The following is a 15786-nucleotide window of genomic DNA, read 5'->3' as shown; positions in this document are numbered from 1 at the left end:
GTCGTTACTGCGTAGCCTTGTGTTCAATGATTTCTGAAACAGTATCGGTTTTCTTGGCTCGGGCCATTTTCTCGTTGAGCAGCGTCTGCTTGGCTTCGGCTTCGGCCTTGGTTGCAAACGGCCCCAGCAGTACGTCGTCCTTGCCGTCTACCTTCACGATGTAAAAATTGAAACCATGTTCCAGCAACCAGGCCGTGAGGTCGGTAATCGCCTGCAACTTGTGGTCCGGCGGGCCAACCCGCACGTCCCATTCCTGGGCGGCAATCGCGCCGGTCTGGGGCTGGCTTTCGGTCACGACAGGCTTGGCCTTTGGCGCATCGACGCTTTTGCCTTCACCGCAACCGGCCAGTGCCAACACCGCAATTGCCATCGCTACTTTACGCACTGCCCTGCTCCTTTAAAGATAAAGAGGCGACTTTATCATTCGCTGTCTATTCTGGCCGTCATAAACGTTGGATTAAACAATGCGAATGATGTATCGCAGACCTGTATGATGCCGCCATGGGAATTAATGTCGCCTCTATGCGTCCTAAAAAGAGGCAGTCACAGGGAAGCGCTAAGCAGTACGCTACACACATCCGACACCTGCCCTGTCTGAAACATGTGTCCTTAAAAGTAATCAAGGAGAAGTCCATGCTTATACTCACCCGCAAAGTTGGTGAAAGCATAAACATCGGTGATGACATCACGATCACCATTCTGGGCGTCAGCGGCCAGCAAGTACGAATCGGCATCAACGCCCCCAAGGATGTTGCCGTGCATCGCGAGGAGATCTACCAGCGCATCCAGGCCGGCCTGACTGCTCCGGACAAAAACCAAACGCCTTGAAGTGCCTTCAGTAGCCAGCCCTTTCGTTCACTGTAACGGCTGGCGAAAACTCCTTGGAACTGCTTTTGTCTTTATTGCGTGAGTGACGTCGCCAATGTGTTCATCTTCGTGGACAAGATGAAACTGTCTTCACGCTTGGAACTTGCTCTTTCATTCAAGGCCGAATCTCCTGACTGACTCTAGCCATTCGTGTGCATTCAGGAGCACGTCAATGAGGCCTACGACCACCCCACAATTTGCCTACAGGTCTTGGTTGATCGCCCTATTGATAGGGTTGATCTTCGTCGGGCTGACCTATGGCTTGAGGTACGCAATCGAAGGCACTGGCTCCACCGCCCCCCACTCGTGGCTGGACCTGGCGCTGCTGCTCGGCGGCTACCTGTTCCTGTTTTGCCTCAAACCCATCCAGCGGGCCGTGCAACGTCGGTTGTGCCGACAAATGACACGCTGATACCGCATTCGTCGCTATCAGATCGCCGGTGTTTACAGCGCTCCAACTCGACCTATGCTTGGGCGTGCATGATCAGTAAAAGGGGCTGAAGCAAGATGGATACCCTGAGTAAATCGAAAATCGAGTCCGCACTGGCAGCCCGCCTGCCCAGCTATCAAGTGACTTGCACATTGCATGCGGACGGAACGCTTTCGGCAGTGCTCAGCGGCCCGGAAACCGACCACTTTGCAATTACCGGGATCGTACGCGCCCATTATCAGGGCGCCGAAGCAATCGCGCGGCTGGCCAATGAAGTTCTCCGGGAGATGGTGCTGTCACGCCAAGGCATGAGGAATGATCGGATGCAGCCGCCCGATCCAGCCATTGCCGAACAAGGCCGAGGCCGTTAACGGGCTCGGCCTTTTTTGTGTCAGGCAGCACCGCTCTGCACATACAACAAGCCGTCTGCGTCGCACTGCACCTTCAACGGTTCATACCCGTCAATCGAAGGATGCTCGGTGACCATAGGCGTGTGATGTGTCGACGTCACGACCATCACATCCGCCCCTGCTGCCTCTGCCGCCCGGATGCCTACCGCCGCGTCTTCAAACACCAGACAATCCTGCACCGGCACACCCAGGCGTTGCGCGCCCAGCACGTAACACGCGGGGTTCGGCTTGCCGACGGCAACATCTTCAGCGGTCACCAGCACCGCCGGCGGCGCAATACCTGCCGCTTGCAGCCGGCGCAACGCCAGTTCCCTGGGTGCGGAAGTGACCAGCGCCCACTGATCACCCGGCAGGCTATTCAAAAACGTGACCGCGCCGGGGATCGCAACAACACCGTCCACATCATTGATTTCAGCCTCGGTAATCCATTGTGCCTCCACCTCAGGATCGACGCCTGGCAATGCCTGGCCTGTGATGGTATCGATCGCACGGGCACCGTGAATGGTCTTCAAAAACGCTGCCACATCCAGGCCATGGCGTTCAGCCCAGATGCTCCACACCCGTTCGGCAGCGGCAATGGAATTGAGCAACGTCCCATCCATATCAAATAGAAAGGCACGGTAACGGCGGTTGAATACAGCTGAACCTTGGATGGACACTGCTTGGTTTCCTCATCGGCTTTAACAAATATCGGCCCGATGCAATCTACGGATCACCTCGGCACTTGTAAACGCAACCGACGTCGGATGCATTACAGGTTTGTAAGGCAGCCGCAAGTCTTGGCAGCACCCTCACTTCATACAGCGAAGTCGTCAGTCACCCACGCCGGATGACGCCACTTCCTCCTGATGAAAAGGGTCCCACCATGAAACCTGCAAGCAAACTCTGCCTGATCGCCGCCAGCCTGCTGATGCTGGGCACTGGCACCGCCATGGCAGGCACAGTCGCACCGATCAAAGCCAATAACGTGGTGCTGGTACATGGCTCATGGGCTGACGGTTCGAGCTGGTCCGAGGTCATCACCCGCCTCCAGGCCACCGGCTTGCACGTTACCGCCGTGCAGAACCCGCTGACCTCGGCGGCCGAAGACGTCGCCGCCACCAACCGCGTACTGGACCAACAAGACGGCCCTACCGTGCTGGTCGGCCATTCCTACGCCGGCGTCAACCCTGAGCCCCGCATTACAAACTTGTCATCATCCTGTTGGTGGGCTGTTCGGGACGGCTGGTTACCGTGTACTCACTGCCACGACGTGACAGCCAACCCTTTTAGAGAGATACCGTCATGAAACTGTTTATCCTCGGCTTTGCCGCTCTGCTCGCAACCGGTTCTGTGTTTGCTGCCGAACCCGTGATCCACGACAAAACCGGCTTCTTCGTGCACCTGGATGTGGCCAAAGTACTGTCGAGCACCGACACCTACGGCCGATGCGGCATTGTCCCGGCGCAACTCAACTACCTGGACAGCCAGGGCCGTGAACACGTGTTGGACTACCAGGTCCTGGCCACCGGTTGCCCTAGTGACAATTGATCGGGCTACACTTGCGCCACGCATAGAGACAAGGCACTTCCCATGAACATTCTTGTAGTCGAAGACGAACCCAAAGCCGGCAACTACCTGCTCAACGGCCTTCAGGAGTTGGGTTATTCCGTCAGCCTCGCCCGTGACGGCGTGGATGGCTTGCACCAAGCCCTGGAAACGCCGTTCGACGTCATCGTGCTGGATGTGATGATGCCGAAAATGGACGGTTGGGAAGTGCTGCGCCGTCTGCGCAAGGAAGCCGACACGCCAGTGCTTTTCCTTACAGCCCGCGACGACATTGCCGACCGCATCAAGGGCCTGGAATTGGGCGCCGATGATTACCTGATCAAGCCGTTTTCCTTCGCTGAATTGGTGGCGCGTTTGCGTACCCTGACGCGCCGCGGCCCGAGCCGGGAAGAGGAGCAGCTACAGATCGCCGACCTGCACATCGACGTGCTAAAGCGCCGCGTCACCCGCGCGGGCACACGCATCACCCTGACCAACAAAGAGTTCGCCCTGATGCACCTGTTCGCGACCCATCAGGACCAGGTGCTGTCCCGTTCGCTGATCGCCTCGCGTGTGTGGGACATGAACTTCGACAGCGACACCAACGTAGTAGACGTGGCCGTGCGACGCCTGCGCTTGAAAATCGACGACCCGTTCCAGCTCAAGCTGATTCACAGTGTGCGGGGCATCGGCTACCGCTTCGATACCCAGCCATGAGCAGGCGCAGTCATTACTCCTTGACCCTGCGCCTGGCGTTGATCTTCGCGCTGCTCGCCTTCGCCCTGCTGGCTACCCTGGGCGTGGCGCTGTACCGCGAGCTCGAACGGGAGCTGATCATGCGCGACGATGCCGCATTGATTTCCCGTGTCGATCAACTGCGCAACTTGCTCAACGACAGCAACACGCTCGACCTGATCAAGACCAAGCCGGAACTGTTCCAGAACATGCTGGGTAACCACGAGTCGGTACTGAGCATTGCCGCGCCGGGACAAAAACCGCTGCTGCTGGTGAACCCGGGTAATATCGATTTGCCGTCCGTGCCACCCGTCGCGAAGGATCACGCGCTGGGACTCGCCGACGTGCACCATCTGCCTGGCGTGAATGGCGTGCCCTTCTCCACCGTCGCCGCCTCCATCGACTCCGGCGACCTGGGCAGCCTGCAAGTCACCAGCGGACGCCTGATGACCGAGCGCACCGCGGTGCTCGCCAGCTATCGCTTGAGCGTTTATATCTTGGCGAGTATTGCCGCAATCCTCCTGGCAGTGGTCGGTTACCTGCTTGTTCATCGCGGGCTCTTACCGTTGCGCCGCCTGGCCCGACACGCCCAGGGCATTGGCGTCGGCAACCTCGCCGAACGCCTCGATAGCCATGGCGCACCGAAAGAACTGCTGCCGATGATTGATTCGTTCAACACCATGCTTGAACGGCTGGCCAAGGGCTTTGTGCAACTGGGCCAGGTCTCCACCGACATGGCCCACGAACTGCGCACGCCAATCAATAACCTGCTGGGCGAAACCCAAGTCGCCCTGCAACAGAGCCGCAGCATCGAAAGCTATCAGCAACTGCTGGCGTCCAATGTCGAAGAGCTTGAACGCCTGGCACGGATGCTCGACAACATGCTGTTCCTGGCCCGCACCGACCCGGCCAGCGCCCTGCGTCAACGCCAGGAGCTCAGTGCCACGGATGAGGTTGAACGCATTGCCGAGTACTTTGAAGGCTTGGCGGGCGATGTGGACATCAGCATTCAGGCCAGAGGTGAAGGAGTGATCTGGGCGGAGCCGATGTTACTGCGCAGGGCGCTGGCGAACCTGTGCGCCAATGCCATCAAATATGGTGCGCCGGGGACTGAGTTGTTGATTCAGGCGGTTCCTGATGCCGAGGGCATTTACCTGAAGGTCAGCAACCAAGGCGAAACCATAGCGGCCGAGCATCTGCCGCGACTGTTCGAACGGTTTTACCGGGTGGATGAATCACGAGAACGCTCCGCCCAATCCAATGGGTTGGGCTTGTCGATTGTGGCGACCATCATGCAGTTGCATAGCGGGCGGTACAGCGTGAGCAGCCACGATGGCGTGACCTGCTTTGAGCTGTTTTTCCCAGGACGCGTGGCGTAACGTTTGCCCCTTCAGTCAAAGGCGCCATTGAGTACTTCGTAAATGATGCCCGACGCAATGGTCACCAATATCAGATCGGTACCTGCTTGCTGCCATTCATACCCATCATAACGGGGCAACTGGCCCAATAAACGACCATCCAGTTTTTTGGCGATGCCCGGCGGTAATGGCTTACCGCGCGCGAGGTTCTTCTGGATACCAGGGGGCAAGGCTGGCTCCGGGTTCCAGTAGTTGCGGTAGCCACCCAATACATTCAGTACCCTGCCTCGATCGACGCTGGGGCCGTGACTACCCGATGCGCCTTTGCCTTTGGGTTTGTCATGCCCCTGCCCGACCGAGCTATTGCCTTTATTGTTCCCCTGCCCCTTGCCATTACCAGGATCGGCCAAGGCCATACCACTGCCAGCAAACAAGAAAAGCGAAAGCACGACAGACACGCATTTCAGAGACTTGATCATGGCGATTACCGTGGAATGGGTGTCCCTGAACTGTAGTTGAAGGTTGGCGCTCACGCCCAGCCCTCAACTGACCTGACCGCCCACTTCGACGATATCCATCGAAGTTTGCCATGCCGCAGACACCGCGATGCGCAACCCCTCGACCAGGGTCGACAGCACCATCGGCGGCTGGCATGCCCCGTAAACATCAGGCACATGGATAAAGCCACTGCGCACGCCGGATCCCGCCAACTGGTGTTGCAGCCGATAGAACACCTGATTGCACACAAAGGTGCCTGCTGTTTGCGATACCGATGCCGCAATTCCGGCTTTGCCCACAGCCTTGACCATCGCCTTGATCGGCAGCGTCGTGAAGTAGGCTGCCGGGCCTCCAGCCACGACTGCCGTATCGATAGGCTGCTCGCCCAGATTATCGGGGATGCGTGCATCGTTGATGTTGATCGCCACCCGCTCCATCGAGATAGTGCTACGCCCCGGCCCCAGGCCGGTGGCGATCACCATCGCCGGGTGCAGCTCATCGATCAACTGGGTCAGGCACTCGCCAGCGGTCGCAAAGGCGCACGGCAGCCGACGCGCGACGATCTGAACATCGCTTCCCAGCAGCACGCCATCCAGTTGGCGCACAGCTTCCCAGGAAGGATTCACCGGGTCTTGATCAAAGGGCTCGAAGCCCGTCAGCAGTACAGTTTGCATATCGACCTCACATCAACAGGTAAAGCAGTACGATATTGACCACCAGCATCATCAGCGCGGTCGGCAATTGGGCCTTGATCACCGCGTTCTTGTCCGGCAGCTCCAGTAACGCAGCCGGCACAATATTGAAGTTGGCGGCCATGGGCGTCATCAAGGTCCCGCAGTAGCCGGAGAACATGCCGATCGCTGCCATCACCGCCGGGTTACCGCCGTAGATTCCCACCAGTACCGGCACGCCGACGCCGCCAGTCATCACCGGGAAAGCCGCGAAGCCGTTCCCCATGATCACTGTAAACAAGGCCATGCCCAACACGTAGACCATCACCGCCACCAACTTGAAATCCAGGTTGATATAGGTGGTAGTGACATGCGCTACAGCCGTGCCGACCCCAGCTTCGTTGAACAGCAAGCCGAGCATCGCCAGCATTTGCGGCAGCACCATGGCCCAGCCCAGGGCTTCTGTGAGGCGGCGGGATTCGCGCAAGGCTTGTACCGGCGTATCGCGGGTCAGCCAGCAGGCAAGGCCGAGGGCGATCAGGCAGCCGATGCCGAGGGAGACGAAGGTGGTGTTTTTCGGGTCCAACAGCGGTGTGCCGCCGATTTCGGTATGTTTGAGCAACACCGAGCCGATCACCGTGGTCAGGGGGATGGCCAACGCAGGGATAAACAGTTTGTGACCCAGCCGACCGGCACTGGCACGCGAAGCCTTTTCATGCAACTCAGCATGCTTGCCACGTCCGACGCAGCCCATGCCGGCGATCAACGCCATGACCACGATGCCGACACCGATAACCACCGACGGCAAGCGTTCACCGATCAGGAACGGAATGGCGAACAACAGCCAGAACAACGCACTGGACCAGCGCTTGGGATGGGTTCTGTCCATCACGATCATGCCCGCCGTGATCAACAGCAGCACCCCGGCCAGCCAGTAGAGGTATTGAATGGAAATGATCATTGCGCGGCCTCCACGGGGGTGGCGGCAGACGTCATCTCACGGGTGAGCCTTCGGTCAAACCGATGCAGACGGATCGCATGGATAATAAACGCGCAGATCGCCGTAGGAATGCCCCACACCGCGATGTGCAGAGGTTCCACATCAATCCCTGAGCCGAGCAGGAAGGTGTGCATCAATGCGATGGCGCCAAAGGCGACAAAGATGTCTTCACCAAAAAAAAGCCCGACGTTGTCTGTCGCGGCGCACATGGCCAACACCTTGTGACGCAATTTGTCTGGCAGCTTGCCGTAGCGTTTTTCCGCCGCACCCTCGGCCATTGGCGCCAGTAACGGGCGCACCATCTGCGGGTGCCCGCCCAGACTGGTCAAGCCCATGGCGGCCGTGGATTCGCGCACAAACAGGTAAATGATCAACAAGCGCCCGACCGTGGCGCGCTCGAACCGTGCAATCCAGTTCTGCGCATGCAGGCGCAGCCCATGGCGCTCCAATAGGCCGATGACCGCCAGGGGCAACAACAGAATCAACTGCAGAGCTCGGGTCTGAAGGAAACCATCGCCCATGGTGGCAAGGATTTTTTCCAGTGGGAAATGGGCGGCAAAACCGGTGGCGATAGCGGCGGCGGTGACCACCAGCAGAGGGTTGATGCGCAAGACAAAGCCAACCACGATCACAAGTACGCCGATCAACGGCCATAAGTTCACAACAGTTTGCATGGCGGAGAGGTCCTTTAGTGCGCGCTGCGGCGCCATTACAGCAGGATGTGAACAAAGGGTTCACAGCAAGAAGTGGCGTGCAGTCGGCTCGGTTTTTATTGTTGACCCGGAAGGTCGAGCGTCAGTGGCGGCAACTTTGCTGGCTGGGGCGGGAGGTGTCCAACAAGAAAAATTGTTGCTGCAAACCAATAAATTTTGTGGGTGATTGAGTCGCGCGTACGTAGCAAGGTGTGGACAGACCGGGAAGGATTCGCGCATCTTAGCGCCGCCCGTTTATCAGCCGTGTGCTGGCAACCCGCGCACGCTTCACTCAATACTGCTGTGGATATGGACATTCAATGAAAGCCCAAAAAATCCTGATCGCCCTCTCCTGCGCCGTTGCTTTATCCATGCTGGGTGGCTGCGCCGCCAAGGTAAAAAGCGGTGGTAGCGCCGCGCTGACCCTCTCGGATTCCGCCAAACACAACCTCGTGGTGAGCATCAAGGGCGAAGGCCCGGTCGAGCAAAATCCGGACTGGAACCTACTCAAGCGCGACTGGAACAACGCGCTCCAGGTAGAAGCCCGCCAGGCCGGTTTCAATGTCACGGAAAGCCCTGCTGTAGCGCCGAGTGATGAGGAAGGTGTCGCCATCAGCATCAACGTGAGCAAGTTCCGCTACATCGAGCCGGGCTCGCGGTATGTCGCCGGGGTGTTGGTCGGTAACGCCTGGGTCTTCTCCCGCGCCGACTACTCCGACCTGAAATCCGGCGCACCGATTGGTTCGCGCACCTACGACACCTCATCGTCCGCCTGGGAAGGCATTGCCTCGGCCATGACGCAGAAGCAGGTGCAGGCGATTGCCAAGCAGATGATCAGCGATATCAAGAGTGCCAAGGCGAAGTAAGCCGTCCTTGTGAGCGAATTTTTCGAGCTGACCTGAAAGCTGATCGACCTGGTGCTCAGATATCTAGATATCGCAAGCGACCGCACCCCGCCACGGCGAAAACGCGTGTTCTCATTCGGATTCGTAATGTTTTTACTGTTGGTCGCGGTGGTTGAACTGGTGGTGCTGCAGGCATTTCTTGGAGGGAACGGCTGAGGCTGTCGCTTCGGTTTCCAGCGGCGCGACTGACCTCAAAAACCCTGTTTATAGTGGCGGGACACTTGCGGGGTTCAACATGCAAAAAGCCCAGCGATTAGCTGGGCCTGCATTGAAACACCTACGCTGCAGGTGACTCAGAGGCTGGCGAAACCACCTTGAGTGTGAGCTTTGGATCAGCCACCTCCACCCAGCCCTTCTTCAAAGACTCATCCGCCACAATTTTACGCATCAAAAAGCAGTAGATGATTGGCAAACCGGCACTTAGGATTGCCATCCAAGGCGGGCCTGCGATAAAACTCAGCCCTATGACGACCATCCAGATAAACAAATGCCGCCAGAGTCCGGCCAAGCGGAGATCAGGGAAACCCAGAAACTATATCGCCAGAACCTGAAACGAATCGACGTCTTCAATCTGGTCACTGCCTGGACGTTTGAAGTAGCGGGCCACTGCACTGCCCTTTTGGGTTTAACCCAGCGAATCCAGCACTGTAAGCCCGGGACGAACAAGGCTGCGCGAGACGGGAGCTCGGTGTATAGAGCACGCCGAAATGCGACACAAAAACAAAAAAGGGCCCACCTTTCGGTGAGCCCTTCTAGACCGCCCAGCAGAGCGGATTTTGTTTGGTAGGCGCGATTGGACTCGAACCAACGACCCCCACCATGTCAAGGTGGTGCTCTAACCAACTGAGCTACGTGCCTGCTGTGAGGCGGCATTTTACGGAATTCCGGAGGGGTGTCAACATCTTTTTTGCAGCTAACCCTATGAATATGCGAATTTTTTATTGGCGTGGAGCCCACGCGTGAATTTCGGGTGGCTGGCAGGCAATTTTCAACTCAGGTAGGATCAGCGCACTCGTAAAAAATATAAAACAGAGGTTCCAGGATGGCGAACACCCCCTACCCCCAGTCGTATTACGCCGCTTCCGCGAATACCGTTCCACCTCGCCCGGCACTGCAAGGCGAGGTCGAAACCGACGTGTGCGTGATTGGCGCCGGCTATACCGGTCTTTCCAGCGCGCTGTTTCTGCTGGAGAACGGTTTTCGCGTGACGGTACTGGAAGCCGCCAAGGTGGGGTTTGGCGCCTCGGGCCGAAACGGCGGGCAGATCGTTAACAGCTACAGCCGTGATATCGACGTGATCGAGCGCAGCGTCGGGCCGCAGCAGGCGCAGTTGCTGGGGCAGATGGCGTTTGAGGGCGGCAGGATCATTCGTGAACGCGTCGCCAAGTATCAGATCCAGTGCGACCTGAAGGACGGCGGGGTATTCGCCGCACTTAACAGCAAGCACATGGGCCACCTGGAGTCGCAAAAGCGCCTGTGGGAACGCTACGGCCACACGCAGCTGGAGTTACTGGACGAACGTCGCATCCGCGAAGTGGTGGCCTGTGACAACTACGCCGGCGGTTTGCTGGACATGAGTGGCGGGCACATCCACCCGCTCAACCTGGCCTTGGGCGAAGCAGCAGCGGTTGAATCGCTGGGCGGAACGATCTACGAGCAATCGGCAGCAGTGCGCATCGAGCGCGGCGCCAACCCAGTGGTGCACACCGCCGAGGGTAAGGTCAGGGCCAAGTTCATCATCGTCGCGGGCAATGCCTACCTGGGCAACCTGGTACCGGAACTGGCCGCCAAATCAATGCCGTGTGGCACGCAAGTAATCACCACGGCGCCGCTGGGCGATGAGTTGGCGATGACGTTGCTGCCGCAGGATTACTGCGTCGAAGACTGTAACTATCTGCTCGACTACTACCGCCTCACCAGCGACAAGCGCCTGATCTTCGGCGGTGGCGTGGTGTATGGCGCACGCGACCCGGCAAACATCGAGGCAATCATCCGCCCGAAGATGCTCAAGGCCTTTCCGCAGCTCAAAGACGTGAAAATTGACTACGCCTGGACCGGCAATTTCCTGCTGACCTTGTCGCGCTTGCCGCAAGTCGGTCGGCTGGGCGACAACATTTACTACTCGCAAGGCTGCAGCGGCCATGGTGTGACGTACACGCACCTGGCGGGCAAGGTACTGGCGGAGGCGCTGAGAGGCCAGGCAGAGCGTTTTGATGCGTTTGCGGACCTGCCGCACTACCCGTTCCCGGGTGGGCAACTGCTGCGCACGCCGTTTGCGGCGCTTGGGGCCTGGTATTACGGGCTGCGCGACAAGTTGGGCTTCTAACGCTATCCAACTGTGGGAGCGGGCTTGCTCGCGAATGCGGTGGTTCAGTCACTGGAAATATTGACTGACGAACCGCCTTCGCGAGCAAGCCCGCTTCCCACATAAGCCAAATCCCAGACACAAAAAACCCCGGTCTTTCGACCAGGGTCTTTGCTATCGAATCAAAGTAGCCAAAGGCTTTCTTTGTGCTTCAAGGCGTTCAGTGGGCCTTGAAGCAGATATGGCGCAGCGGACGGGACTCGAACCCGCGACCCCCGGCGTGACAGGCCGGTATTCTAACCGACTGAACTACCGCTGCGTATCGCTTGACCAGTTGAACGTAAACCCTCAACTGTCTTTAAACATCTGATCGATCAGCCTTGGCTGTTCAATCTCAAGCCTGACAGATCAAGCCTGGAAAATATGGCGCAGCGGACGGGACTCGAACCCGCGACCCCCGGCGTGACAGGCCGGTATTCTAACCGACTGAACTACCGCTGCGCGTCGGTGCAACCTTTAACGTTGCGTCTTGCCCTGGAGCAAAACTCTCAAGAAGTGGTGGGTGATGACGGGATCGAACCGCCGACCCTCTGCTTGTAAGGCAGATGCTCTCCCAGCTGAGCTAATCACCCTTTGCTTCGTTGAGGCCGCGAAATTTACGCAGGTAGCGGACCTAAGTCAATAGCAGGATTGAGTTTTTTTAAAAAACAGCTGTAAGTTGCAAGCTTCAAGCTGCAAGTTAAAAGCTACCGAAAACCGGCTTTCACTTACAGCCTGAAGCTTGCAGCTGCCACTCACTGCTCATAGACCATCTTCTTGCTCATGCCACCGTCCACCACAAACTCTTGCCCGGTGACAAACCCCGCTTGGCGCGACAGCAACCACGCCACCATCGCCGCCACGTCCTCGACCGTACCCACCCTGCCCGCCGGATGCTGGGCGTGATCGGTATCACTCAGCGGCTCGGCGCGACGGGCTGCGGGATCACGCGCATCGATCCAGCCAGGGCTGACCGCATTGACCCGCACTTCCGGCCCAAGGCTCATGGCCAAGGCGTGAGTCAGCGCCAGCAGGCCACCCTTGCTCGCCGCATAGGCTTCGGTGTCCGGCTCCGACTGGCGAGCCCGCGTCGACGCCAGGTTGACGATGGCACCGCCATGGGCACGAAGATACGGCGCACAGTGCTTGGCCAATAACATCGGCCCACTGAGATTCACAGCCAGCACCCGATTCCAGTAAGCCAGATCCAGGCTTTCCAGGGTAATGTTGCGCGGGTCAGCGACCGCCGCATTGCACACCAGCGCGTCCAGGCGCCCGAACTGCCCGAGCACTTCGGCGACGCCCTGGGCCACTTGCTTCTCGTCGGCCACGTCCATGGTGATAAACCAGGCGTTTTCGCCCAACACCTTGGACACCCTGGAACCGCGCTCGCGGTCCAGGTCGGTCAACACGACTTGCCAGCCTTCGCTGATCAGCCACGCGGCAATCCCGAGGCCAATGCCCCGCGCCGCGCCTGTCACCAGCGCGACACGCCCGTTACTGGCTGCCGCCGTATCCATGGACCACTCGATCACAAGGCCGCCAGCCCGCGAGCCAGGTCAGCCTGCAAGTCGGCAACGTCTTCCAGGCCCACCGCAACGCGGATCAGGCTGTCACGGATACCCGCCGCCTCGCGCTCCTGTGGCGCCAGGCGCCCGTGGGAGGTGGTGCTCGGGTGAGTAATGGTGGTCTTGCTGTCACCCAGGTTGGCAGTGATGGAGATCAGGCGAGTGGCATCGATAAAGCGCCAGGCGCCGCCTTTGCCGCCCTTCACTTCGAAGCTCACCACGGCACCGAAACCACGCTGCTGGCGCTGGGCTAACGCGTGTTGCGGGTGGCTCTTGAGACCGGCGTAGTGCACTTTCTCGATACCGTCCTGTTGCTCCAGCCACTCGGCCAGGGCCTGGGCGTTGGCGCAATGGGCCTTCATGCGCAGGCTGAGGGTTTCCAGGCCTTTGAGGAAGATCCAGGCATTGAACGGGCTCAAGGTCGGGCCAGCGGTGCGCAGGAAGCCGACGACCTCTTTCATCTGCTCACTGCGACCGGCGACCACACCGCCCATGCAACGACCCTGGCCGTCGATGAACTTGGTGGCCGAGTGCACAACAATGTCCGCGCCCAGCTTCAACGGCTGCTGCAGCGCCGGGGTGCAGAAGCAATTGTCGACCACCAGCATCGCGCCCTTGGCGTGAGCGACTTCGGCCAACGCGGCGATATCCACCAGCTCAGCCAAAGGGTTGGATGGCGACTCGACGAATAGCAACTTGGTGTTGGCTTTGATCGCAACGTCCCAGCCGGACAGGTCTGCCAGGGGCACGTAGTCCACTTCAATGCCAAAGCGCTTGAAGTACTTTTCGAACAGACTGATGGTCGAGCCGAACACGCTGCGCGACACCAGCACATGGTCGCCGGCGCTGCACAGGCTCATCACCACCGCCAGGATTGCCGCCATGCCGGTAGCGGTGGCCACCGCTTGCTCAGCACCTTCAAGCGCGGCGATACGTTCCTCGAACGCGCGCACGGTCGGGTTGGTGTAACGCGAATAGACGTTACCCGGCACTTCGCCAGCAAAGCGCGCAGCGGCGTCGGCCGCCGTGCGGAACACGTAGCTGGACGTGAAAAACATCGGATCACCGTGCTCACCTTCCGGCGTGCGGTGTTGGCCGGCGCGCACAGCCAGGGTATCGAAAGCTACGCCATCGAGGTCGCTGTCCAACCGACCGGCATCCCATTCCTGACTCATGCTGCCACTCCTTACTCAATTCTTTATTTAAGATACAAAACCGGCCCCTCAGGGCCGGTTGTCACTCAGTTGTTGTACAGGTCGATGATCGCGCTGACCGCCTGGGTCTTGATCTTCGACGAGTCATTACGCGCCTGCTCGATCTTGTTCAGGTAGGCATCGTCGACATCCCCGGTCACGTACTTGCCGTCGAACACGGCGCAGTCGAACTGGTCGATCTTGATCTTGCCACCGCCGACCGCTTCGATCAGGTCCGGAAGGTCCTGGTAGATCAGCCAATCCGCGCCGATCAGGTCGGCAACATCCTGGGTCGAACGGTTGTGGGCGATCAGTTCATGGGCGCTCGGCATATCGATACCGTACACGTTCGGGTAACGCACGGCAGGCGCGGCAGAACAGAAGTACACGTTCTTAGCACCGGCTTCGCGGGCCATCTGGATGATCTGCTTGCAGGTGGTGCCACGCACGATGGAGTCATCCACCAGCATCACGTTCTTGCCGCGGAACTCCAGCTCGATCGCGTTGAGCTTCTGGCGAACCGACTTCTTGCGCGCCGCCTGGCCCGGCATGATGAAGGTACGGCCGATGTAGCGGTTTTTCACGAAGCCTTCGCGAAACTTGACACCCAGGTGGTTGGCCAATTCCAGCGCAGCGGTACGGCTAGTGTCCGGAATCGGGATTACCACGTCGATGTCATGCTCAGGACGCTCGCGCAGGATCTTCTCAGCCAGCTTCTCGCCCATGCGCAGGCGTGCCTTGTACACCGAAACGCCGTCGATGATCGAATCCGGACGCGCCAGGTAGACGTGTTCGAAGATGCACGGGGTGAGTTTCGGCGCCACGGCGCACTGGCGGGTGTGCAGCTTGCCGTCTTCGGTGATGTACACCGCTTCGCCCGGCGCAAGGTCGCGAATCAAGGTGAAGCCCAGCACGTCCAGGGACACGCTTTCGGAAGCGATCATGTACTCGACGCCTTCGTCGGTGTGGCGCTGGCCGAACACGATCGGGCGGATGCCGTGCGGGTCGCGGAAGCCAACGATGCCATAACCTGTGATCATGGCGACAACGGCGTAACCACCGACGCAACGGTTGTGCACGTCAGTCACGGCAGCGAACACATCCTCTTCGGTCGGCTGCAGCTTGCCGCGCTGGGCCAGCTCGTGGGCGAACACGTTGAGCAGCACTTCCGAGTCAGAGTTAGTGTTGACGTGGCGCAGGTCAGATTCGTAAATCTCCTTGGCCAGCTGTTCAACGTTGGTCAGGTTACCGTTGTGCGCCAGCGTGATGCCGTAAGGCGAGTTGACGTAAAACGGCTGAGCTTCGGCCGACGTCGAGCTGCCGGCAGTCGGGTAACGCACATGGCCAATGCCCATGTGCCCGACCAGGCGCTGCATGTGACGCTGGTGGAACACGTCACGCACCAGGCCATTGTCCTTGCGCAGGAATAACCGGCCGTCGTGGCTGGTCACAATACCGGCAGCGTCCTGGCCGCGGTGCTGGAGGACGGTTAGCGCGTCATACAGCGCCTGATTGACGTTCGACTTACCGACGATACCGACGATGCCACACATGCGACGCAACCCCTACTTAATGAATCTTGACTGAA

At 59.1% G+C, this 15786-nt stretch carries 17 protein-coding genes, 4 tRNA genes and 1 pseudogene; 9 read left to right on the top strand and 13 right to left on the bottom strand.

Translation table 11 applies throughout. The features are described from left to right. Window positions 1-4: 4 nt before the first annotated feature. Window positions 5-370 (bottom strand): SPOR domain-containing protein, encoded by a 366-nt coding sequence (locus AACY36_RS26385; protein WP_339420641.1) that lies wholly within the window; start codon window positions 368-370, stop codon window positions 5-7. A 263-nt stretch (window positions 371-633) separates the two neighbouring features. Between AACY36_RS26385 and csrA the strand changes: the two genes are divergently transcribed. The 3 genes from csrA to AACY36_RS26370 all read left to right on the top strand — a co-directional run bounded on the left by csrA (window position 634) and on the right by AACY36_RS26370 (window position 1668). Then, window positions 634-828, top strand: coding sequence for a carbon storage regulator CsrA (gene csrA, locus AACY36_RS26380; RefSeq protein ID WP_003192511.1), 195 nt, complete (start codon window positions 634-636; stop codon window positions 826-828). A gap of 211 nt (window positions 829-1039) precedes the next feature. After that, window positions 1040-1279, top strand: coding sequence for a hypothetical protein (locus tag AACY36_RS26375; protein WP_339420625.1), 240 nt, complete (start codon window positions 1040-1042; stop codon window positions 1277-1279). 95 nt (window positions 1280-1374) lie between these two features. Beyond that, a complete protein-coding gene (locus tag AACY36_RS26370; RefSeq protein WP_339420624.1) occupies window positions 1375-1668 on the top strand; it encodes a hypothetical protein in 294 nt (97 codons plus the stop codon). Window positions 1669-1688: 20 nt separating this feature from the next. Here AACY36_RS26370 and AACY36_RS26365 read toward each other — a convergent pair whose 3' ends face one another. Continuing rightward, complete coding sequence (locus AACY36_RS26365; RefSeq protein ID WP_339420623.1) at window positions 1689-2366, bottom strand: HAD family hydrolase; 678 nt, start codon at window positions 2364-2366, stop codon at window positions 1689-1691. Window positions 2367-2572: 206 nt separating this feature from the next. On the opposite strand from AACY36_RS26365, the pseudogene AACY36_RS26360 reads away from it, so the two are divergent. The 4 genes and pseudogenes from AACY36_RS26360 to AACY36_RS26345 form a co-directional block, all read left to right on the top strand. Then, a pseudogene (locus AACY36_RS26360) lies at window positions 2573-2899 on the top strand (alpha/beta fold hydrolase); the annotation flags it as partial. A gap of 92 nt (window positions 2900-2991) precedes the next feature. Continuing rightward, window positions 2992-3237: a DUF2790 domain-containing protein gene (locus AACY36_RS26355; RefSeq protein WP_339420622.1), complete on the top strand. Its 246-nt coding sequence runs from the start codon at window positions 2992-2994 to the stop codon at window positions 3235-3237. Window positions 3238-3279: 42 nt separating this feature from the next. Further along, window positions 3280-3951, top strand: a complete 672-nt coding sequence (locus AACY36_RS26350; RefSeq protein WP_339420621.1) for a heavy metal response regulator transcription factor — start codon at window positions 3280-3282, stop codon at window positions 3949-3951. After that, entirely contained in the window at window positions 3948-5348 is a 1401-nt protein-coding gene (locus AACY36_RS26345; RefSeq protein WP_339420620.1) for a heavy metal sensor histidine kinase, read from the top strand. Before AACY36_RS26350 ends, AACY36_RS26345 begins: the two co-directional genes overlap by 4 nt. An 11-nt stretch (window positions 5349-5359) precedes the next feature. On the opposite strand, the gene AACY36_RS26340 is transcribed toward AACY36_RS26345, so the two are convergent. The 4 genes from AACY36_RS26340 to AACY36_RS26325 form a co-directional block, all read right to left on the bottom strand. After that, the gene (locus AACY36_RS26340) at window positions 5360-5806 is read right to left on the bottom strand and encodes an anti-virulence regulator CigR family protein (RefSeq protein ID WP_339420619.1); all 447 of its coding nucleotides are present in this window, start codon (window positions 5804-5806) and stop codon (window positions 5360-5362) included. Between the two features lie 63 nt (window positions 5807-5869). Continuing rightward, the gene (gene pcp, locus AACY36_RS26335; protein ID WP_339420618.1) at window positions 5870-6499 is read right to left on the bottom strand and encodes a pyroglutamyl-peptidase I; all 630 of its coding nucleotides are present in this window, start codon (window positions 6497-6499) and stop codon (window positions 5870-5872) included. A 7-nt stretch (window positions 6500-6506) separates the two neighbouring features. Then, window positions 6507-7457: a DUF979 domain-containing protein gene (locus tag AACY36_RS26330; RefSeq protein WP_339497730.1), complete on the bottom strand. Its 951-nt coding sequence runs from the start codon at window positions 7455-7457 to the stop codon at window positions 6507-6509. Beyond that, window positions 7454-8170 carry a DUF969 domain-containing protein gene (locus AACY36_RS26325; RefSeq protein WP_339420616.1) on the bottom strand — a complete coding sequence of 239 codons (717 nt, stop codon included), beginning with the start codon at window positions 8168-8170 and terminating at the stop codon, window positions 7454-7456. The genes AACY36_RS26330 and AACY36_RS26325 overlap by 4 nt, the downstream gene beginning before the upstream one ends. Window positions 8171-8508: 338 nt before the next feature. Here AACY36_RS26325 and AACY36_RS26320 point away from each other — a divergent pair, with 338 nt between their 5' ends. Beyond that, window positions 8509-9054 carry a hypothetical protein gene (locus AACY36_RS26320; RefSeq protein ID WP_339420615.1) on the top strand — a complete coding sequence of 182 codons (546 nt, stop codon included), beginning with the start codon at window positions 8509-8511 and terminating at the stop codon, window positions 9052-9054. Between the two features lie 820 nt (window positions 9055-9874). Here AACY36_RS26320 and AACY36_RS26315 read toward each other — a convergent pair. Beyond that, window positions 9875-9951, bottom strand: a tRNA-Val gene (locus tag AACY36_RS26315). A 184-nt stretch (window positions 9952-10135) separates the two neighbouring features. Here AACY36_RS26315 and AACY36_RS26310 point away from each other — a divergent pair. Next, complete coding sequence (locus tag AACY36_RS26310) at window positions 10136-11419, top strand: NAD(P)/FAD-dependent oxidoreductase (protein ID WP_339437349.1); 1284 nt, start codon at window positions 10136-10138, stop codon at window positions 11417-11419. A 221-nt stretch (window positions 11420-11640) separates the two neighbouring features. On the opposite strand, the gene AACY36_RS26305 is transcribed toward AACY36_RS26310, so the two are convergent. From AACY36_RS26305 to purF, 6 genes are all read right to left on the bottom strand, one after another. Beyond that, window positions 11641-11717 (bottom strand) — tRNA-Asp (locus AACY36_RS26305). Window positions 11718-11822: 105 nt separating this feature from the next. Next, window positions 11823-11899: transfer RNA gene (locus AACY36_RS26300), tRNA-Asp, on the bottom strand. A 55-nt stretch (window positions 11900-11954) separates the two neighbouring features. Next, window positions 11955-12030: transfer RNA gene (locus AACY36_RS26295), tRNA-Val, on the bottom strand. A gap of 162 nt (window positions 12031-12192) precedes the next feature. Continuing rightward, the gene (locus tag AACY36_RS26290; RefSeq protein ID WP_339420613.1) at window positions 12193-12957 is read right to left on the bottom strand and encodes an SDR family oxidoreductase; all 765 of its coding nucleotides are present in this window, start codon (window positions 12955-12957) and stop codon (window positions 12193-12195) included. Between the two features lie 11 nt (window positions 12958-12968). After that, window positions 12969-14180: an O-succinylhomoserine sulfhydrylase gene (locus AACY36_RS26285; protein WP_339497728.1), complete on the bottom strand. Its 1212-nt coding sequence runs from the start codon at window positions 14178-14180 to the stop codon at window positions 12969-12971. Between the two features lie 65 nt (window positions 14181-14245). Beyond that, window positions 14246-15751, bottom strand: coding sequence for an amidophosphoribosyltransferase (gene purF, locus AACY36_RS26280; protein ID WP_339420611.1), 1506 nt, complete (start codon window positions 15749-15751; stop codon window positions 14246-14248). Window positions 15752-15786: the final 35 nt, after the last annotated feature.

Origin of the sequence: Pseudomonas sp. EA_15y_Pfl1_P101, from assembly GCF_963970835.1 — a bacterium.
Taxonomy (GTDB): Bacteria; Pseudomonadota; Gammaproteobacteria; order Pseudomonadales; family Pseudomonadaceae; genus Aquipseudomonas; species Aquipseudomonas tritici.
The sequence above is the reverse complement of the archived record's forward strand: the minus strand, read 5'-3'. Positions and strand labels throughout refer to the sequence as shown.